Consider the following 5,953-nt stretch of genomic DNA (forward strand, 5'->3'; position numbering starts at 1 on the left):
CGAGAAAATGATCGGCCAGATGATTCCCCAGGCCCTGCCATTGATCACCGATCCGAAGGTGGCAGAAGAAGCGCAAGCGTTTGTCCGGCAAGAGGGTCAGCATTCGATGGCTCACCGCCAACACGCGAAGGGATTGATCAAAAGCTACCCGGCGCTCAAAGAGACCCTCGATGAGGTGATCGCGGCGTTCGACGATCTGACTGCCAACACGCCGCTGGAATACCGGCTCGCGTACACCGCTGATCTTGAGGCGACGTTCACGCCAGCGTTCAAGCTGATGCTCGATCATGACGACACGCTGTTCGCTGCCGGGGACGATCGGGTGGCATCACTGTTTTTGTGGCACTTCGTCGAGGAAGTCGAGCACCGCAGCTCGGCGTTAATCATCTATAACTCGGTCATCGATGACCCGTGGTATCGAATGCGGGTGGCGCCGTCGATCTTCAAACACGTCTGGTCGGTCCTACGGATAGCCTGCGAAGGGTTCAACAAGCACGTACCGGTCGAGCAGCGCAACATCGACACGCTGTCGATGTTCGGCATGCAACGCCGGAGAAAGGCGCTGATGCAGAGGCTGCCGTTCTTCGATGCGCCGTACGAAGGCCCGCTCGAAAACGCTTTCAAGCATCTGCCGCTGCGCAAGCAGCTCGTCGCCATGTCCGGCATCGTGCGCAGCCAGATTCCCGGTCACAACCCCGCACACGAGAAACTGCCCGTCTTAGCCGAAGAATGGTTCAGGCGTTATGACGCTGGCTACGACGTCACTCACTGGTATACCGCAGCCGACAAACAGAACGTGTGAGGATTGCTATGTCCGACCCGTGTACACCGACGTTCGTCGACCTTGCTGCAAGACTTGGCTTTTCGTGTCAGACCGCGGGTGGTCTCGTCGAGTTCCGCAATCCATTCGGGTTGCAAAACTGGACTCTGCCGGTGCTGGAAGTCACGGTGATCGCCGGAGCGTTGCTGGCGCTGGTCTATGCGATCGTGCGGCTGCGTCGTCACCACGATCCGACAAACCTGGTGCTGTGGTTCGGGGCGATCGCGTACCTTCTCATAATTGAACCGCCCCTGTACTTCCCAGCTGAGTTCGGGATCAGCGGCCACGTCGACACGATGTTTGCCCACAACGTATTCACCGTCGACTTCCTGTGGGGCCGGCTGCCCCTCTACATCGTCGCCGTCTACCCGATGATGGCCACCGTGGCCTACGAGATCGTCCGTATGCTCGGGGCTTTCCGGCACTATGGCGTGTTGATCGGCGCGGTCTGCGTCGGCTTTGTCCACCATGCGTTCTACGAGATCTTCGACCAACTTGGGCCACAACTGCGGTGGTGGGAATGGACTCTGGACAATCCGATGAACAAGCCGTTCTTCGATTCGGTGCCCCTCCCAAGTGTCGTGGTGTTCGCCGCGCTGTGGCCGATGTCGCTGGCGTTTTTCGTCCAGCTTTTCGTCGGCCGTCAAGTCGAGGACGGCAGAACATTTTCCGGGTCGCAGCTGCTGTGGCGCATCATCACTGTCGGTGTCCTGGCGTCCATCGGCACTGCGGTGCTACCGCTGCCCGCCACGATCGCGGGGGCGCTATCGCACAGCACGATCGTGGTCGGGATCATCTACAGCGCTGAACTGGCCGTGTTCGCCGTCATCGCCACCGTGGTCCTGATCAACCAATGGCGCCGGTCGCGCCGCGACGACGACTCAGAGGCTGTACGCTATTCCAACCCAGCCATCCTCGGCTACGCCACCGCCTACCTCGCGGTCATGAGCATTCTGTGGGCGATGTCGCTACCGGCGTACTTCCGGGCCGTCAACGGCCTCACACCAAACGGCGATCCCACCGGCAGCCTCTGGTACACGATCGGATGCCTCCTCGTTGCCGGCCTGTGCATCGCTGCCGCCGGAACCGCCGTAACACGCCGATCGCACCCACGTGGCGCGCTGTCGTCTATGCGGACACAGACCCCGTCCCTTCCCGTGAAGCCTTGATAGATAGTGAAAGTCGATGCCGTCCTGGTTATGGGTGTCGACCGGAAGGTGGAGGAGCTAACGTGGCCGACGAATCGCAGGCGGACGAACCGCAATTGAAGGTGGAGCGCGACGGCGACGTCGTCGTGCTCACAATGAACAACCCGCGTCGCAAGAACGCGCTGACGCCGGCGATGATCACTTTGATGGCGCAGGCCTGGGACGAGATCGACGCCGACGACGGCATCCGCGTCGCCATCCTCACGGGCGAGGGATCGTCCTATTGTGTCGGGGGCGACCTCGCCGACGGGTGGATGGTCCGGGGAGCCAAGGGCGGCAAGGGCTCTGCGCTGGTTCCGGAGGGCAAAACCGTTGGCGGCATCATCAGTGAGGGTCTGCTGCTGAGCCGTTCGCTGGCCAAGCCTCTGATTGCCGCCGTCAACGGGCCATGTTTGGGCGGCGGCTGTGAAATGTTGCAGCAGACCGACATCCGAATCGCTGAAGAGCACGCGGTTTTCGGCCTGCCCGAGGCCAAGCTGGGGTTGATCGCCGGAGCGGGTTCGACCGTGCGGCTCAAGCGGCAGATCCCCTACACCAAGGCGATGGAGATGATTCTGACCGGCGAACCGCTCACGGCCGCCGAGGCCTACCACTTCGGCTTGGTGGGGCATGTGGTGCCGACCGGCCAGTCGTTGGACAAGGCACGTCAACTCGCTGCCCGCGTTGCGGCCAACGGCCCGCTGGCGATCCGCAACGCCAAGGCCTCGGTGATCAACAGCGGGTGGATTGACGAGGAGGAAGCCCGCCGGATCGAGCAGCGCTTAGTCGTCGAGGTGATGCGTTCCCAGGACGCCAAGGAAGGGTTGGCCGCCTTCGCGGCTAAGCGCCAACCCCGTTTCACCGGTAAGTAAGCGCGCGTCGGTGGTCGAAGGATGCGATCCCTGGGTTCTTCGATGAATTTCTCTGTAAAAGCGTCAGGCACGACTACGCAACGGATCCTGGATGCTGCGCGGCAGAGCGACACCGAGAGTTGCCGGGAGATCGACACCAGCTAGCGATGGATCACTGAGCATGCGCGAAGAGCAATTGTCAAGACTTGTGGATGAGGGTGGTGTCGACGTGGATTGCCGTCATGCGTCCAACAGTGACGCAACGGGTGGGACCGGCGCCGCACTGGGGGGTGATGCGCTGAGGTCAGCGGTGGCGGATGCGCCGGCTGCGGCGAGTTGCCAGCGTCGGGGAGGCTGGCTGTGGTGGCGGTGGAACGCGGTGGTAAACGCATACACAGAGCCGTAGCCGACTTGGGAGGCGATCTGCTCCAGGGTTGCGTCGGAGGTGAGCAGCATGTCGCGGGCCAGCGTCATGCGCCATTCGCTGAGGTACCTCATGGGTGTTTGTCCGAGCACCTGCTGGAACGTGCGGGCAAAGGTGGCGCGAGACATGTGGGCGAGCTTGGCGAGTTCTTCGACAGTCCACGTTCTTTCGGGCTCAGCGTGGATGGCGTGCAGAGCCGGCGCCAGACGGGGATCCGCCGCCGCGCGGAACCACGCCGGTGGGGCCGGGCTGCGGCCCAGTCCGGCTCGAAGTCCGAATACCACAAGCACGTCGAGCAGCCGGTCGAGCACCGTCTGCCTTCCGGGCTGTTTGTGCAACATCTCCCGCGACAACAACGCGACCACGGCGTGGATGGGATCATCGATGCTTGCCGGCAGCGAAAGCACCGGCGGAAGTGCATCGACCAAGCCCTGCCCGATGTCGCCGGTGAAGCGATAGGCGCCGCACAGAAACACCGAGACGCGATCCATTGATCCGGTTTCGTCGGCCTCTGGCAGCGAACGAAATTCCTCGTGCAGAACGCACGGCGCACCCGGCTCGTGGGCGATGAAGTGATCCGGGCCACCGCGCACCAAGGCCAGGTCGCCTGGCCGCAGCTCGACGGGGCTGCCGATGCCGTCGACCCAGAGCCACGCGGCGCCCTGCACGACCGCGTGGACGGCCAACTGGATCGCACCTGGTAACCGCAATCCCCACGGGGGCACCGCAGCGGATCGCGCGAAGACGCCGCCCGAGGCGCGGGCACGCACGAGATGCTCTTGGAGTAGATCCACACAATGAGCGTCTTGCACAAATGAATGAGTGTCAAGATCATTGAAACACTCATCTGATGCTATGAGCATGGTGTCATGAACAACATCAACGAACGCCCGGTGTTGGTGCTCGGAGCCACCGGTAAGACCGGCTCACGGGTGGCCGTCAGACTGTCAGACCAGGGGGTGGGCATCCGAACCGCTTCGCGGCATGGCAGTGACGTCCGGTTCGACTGGGACGACCCAACGACCTACGCATCGGCACTCGACGGCGCCAGAGCTGTCTACCTGGTCGCACCGGTCATGCGCATGGACTACGCGGGGGTCGTCTCTGACTTCCTCGATCAGGCCGAGCGAGGCGGGATCGGCCACGTCACCTTCCTCAGCGCCTACGGTATGCAGGACGTCGCGCCCGACGTCGCGATCCGCGCCGTCGAACTCGACCTGCTGTCGCGTTCGGCGCTGACCCACTCAATCATCCGGCCCTCGTGGTTCATGCAGAACTTCAGCGCGACCTTCCTGATGCCCGTCAATGACACGATCGTCGTACCCAACGGCGACGGGGCAGAAGCGTTCGTTGACGTCGACGACATCGCCTCTGTCGCGGCCGCCACCTTGGCTGATCCGGCAACACATGCGGGAGTGGCCTACGCCCCGACCGGCCCCGAAGCGCTGACCATCACGCAGACCGCAGAGATTGTGTCCGCCGCCGTCGGACGCACCATCACCTACAGCGCCATCGATCAGGATGTCTGGATCGACGCCATGGTCGCCGCCGGCGTCCCGCACGACTACACGATGATGCTGCGCCTGCTGACATCCACGGTCGCCTGCGGCAACGGATCACGACCCAACGACGATGTGCTCACCGTTACCGGACGGCCGCCGATCAGCTTCGTCGACTTCGCGGTACAAGCCGCACCCGCTTGGAAATAGTTCCGCCACAACAAGAGTAAGGAAAGCAACGATGAAAAGCTCTATTGCGGACCTGCAAGATTTCGCCGCTCTCGACCCGTTCTTCCGGATCATCGAGCAAGGACTGCAGGGCCTGGTCAATCCAGGACACTTCTTCGACCTGATGGCCGAGGACGTCGTCACCGAATATGTGATCACCGTGCCCGGATACCCGCCACGCGTCGAGGGCCGGCAAGCACTCGCCGAGCTCTACCGCCCATATGGGAACGCGATCAGGCTCGACCACTGCTTCGACCTGGCCGTGTACCACGACCCCGCCAAGGACGTTGCCGTACTCGAGTACGCGTCCGAAGGCCACACCGTCGACGGACACCGTCCCTACGCCAACAAGTTCATTTCCGTGATCACCCTGCGCGACCGGCAGATTGTGCACTGGCGCGACTACCTCAACCCGGTCGCCGTGTTCAATGCACTCGGGTGGCCCGAAAGCTGACGACTGCGGGAGAAATTTGCAAGATTTCATAGATTCGGTCAGTTTCAGGCGACCTCCGATCCGGCGGTTTGAGGTTCGGCCGACGATGGTTCTGCGCGGGTGATGTCGATGGGTCGTTCGAGCAGTTTGCCTTTGTGGAAGATGGCTCCGGCGCGGACCAGGGCGACCAGGTGTGGGGCGTTGACGGCCCGCCACCGTGTCTGTGCTGCGTCGATGAGCTTGTAGGCCATGGCAATTCCCGCGGCTCGGGAGCCGGGGCCCTTGGTGACCTTGGTGCGCAGCCGCACGGTGGCGAACGTCGACTCGATTGGGTTGGTGGTGCGCAGGTGGATCCAGTGCTCGGCCGGGTAGCGGTAGAACTCCAGGAGGACATCGGCGTCCTCGACGATCTTCGCGACCGCCTTCGGGTACTTGGCGTCGTAGTCGATGGCGAAGGCATTGATCGCGACCAGGGCCTTGTCGATGTCCTCGGCGTTGTAGATGTCCTTGA

General features: G+C 62.8%; 7 protein-coding genes. 5 read left to right on the forward strand and 2 right to left on the reverse strand.

Annotated elements, in window-relative coordinates:
- From WAN02_RS02660 to WAN02_RS02670, 3 genes are all read left to right on the forward strand, one after another.
- On the forward strand, positions 1 to 802 hold an 802-nt coding region (locus tag WAN02_RS02660; RefSeq protein ID WP_422262591.1), incomplete at its 5' end, for a metal-dependent hydrolase.
- 8 nt (positions 803 to 810) lie between these two features.
- Positions 811 to 1,989, forward strand: coding sequence for a hypothetical protein (locus WAN02_RS02665; protein ID WP_422262593.1), 1,179 nt, complete (start codon positions 811 to 813; stop codon positions 1,987 to 1,989).
- 62 nt (positions 1,990 to 2,051) lie between these two features.
- Positions 2,052 to 2,879 (forward strand): enoyl-CoA hydratase-related protein, encoded by an 828-nt coding sequence (locus WAN02_RS02670; RefSeq protein WP_422262595.1) that lies wholly within the window; start codon positions 2,052 to 2,054, stop codon positions 2,877 to 2,879.
- A gap of 219 nt (positions 2,880 to 3,098) precedes the next feature.
- Here WAN02_RS02670 and WAN02_RS02675 read toward each other — a convergent pair whose 3' ends face one another.
- Positions 3,099 to 4,076 carry a cupin domain-containing protein gene (locus WAN02_RS02675; RefSeq protein WP_422262597.1) on the reverse strand — a complete coding sequence of 326 codons (978 nt, stop codon included), beginning with the start codon at positions 4,074 to 4,076 and terminating at the stop codon, positions 3,099 to 3,101.
- Between the two features lie 75 nt (positions 4,077 to 4,151).
- Here WAN02_RS02675 and WAN02_RS02680 point away from each other — a divergent pair, with 75 nt between their 5' ends.
- The gene (locus WAN02_RS02680) at positions 4,152 to 4,991 is read left to right on the forward strand and encodes an NmrA family NAD(P)-binding protein (protein WP_422262599.1); all 840 of its coding nucleotides are present in this window, start codon (positions 4,152 to 4,154) and stop codon (positions 4,989 to 4,991) included.
- Positions 4,992 to 5,022: 31 nt separating this feature from the next.
- Entirely contained in the window at positions 5,023 to 5,463 is a 441-nt protein-coding gene (locus WAN02_RS02685) for a nuclear transport factor 2 family protein (RefSeq protein WP_422262601.1), read from the forward strand.
- A gap of 44 nt (positions 5,464 to 5,507) precedes the next feature.
- Here the strand turns inward: WAN02_RS02685 and WAN02_RS02690 are convergent.
- The coding region (locus tag WAN02_RS02690; protein ID WP_422262603.1) for a transposase at positions 5,508 to 5,953 on the reverse strand (446 nt) is incomplete at its 5' end.

The organism is Mycobacterium sp., assembly GCF_049281135.1.
GTDB lineage: Bacteria > Actinomycetota > Actinomycetes > Mycobacteriales > Mycobacteriaceae > Mycobacterium.

Excerpts from the sequence above, each read along its gene's own strand:
- WAN02_RS02665 (WP_422262593.1), top strand. The coding sequence starts at position 811 with ATGTCCGACCCGTGTACACCGACGTTCGTCGACCTTGCTGCAAGACTT.
- WAN02_RS02680 (WP_422262599.1), top strand. The coding sequence starts at position 4,152 with ATGAACAACATCAACGAACGCCCGGTGTTGGTGCTCGGAGCCACCGGT.
- WAN02_RS02685 (WP_422262601.1), top strand. The coding sequence starts at position 5,023 with ATGAAAAGCTCTATTGCGGACCTGCAAGATTTCGCCGCTCTCGACCCG.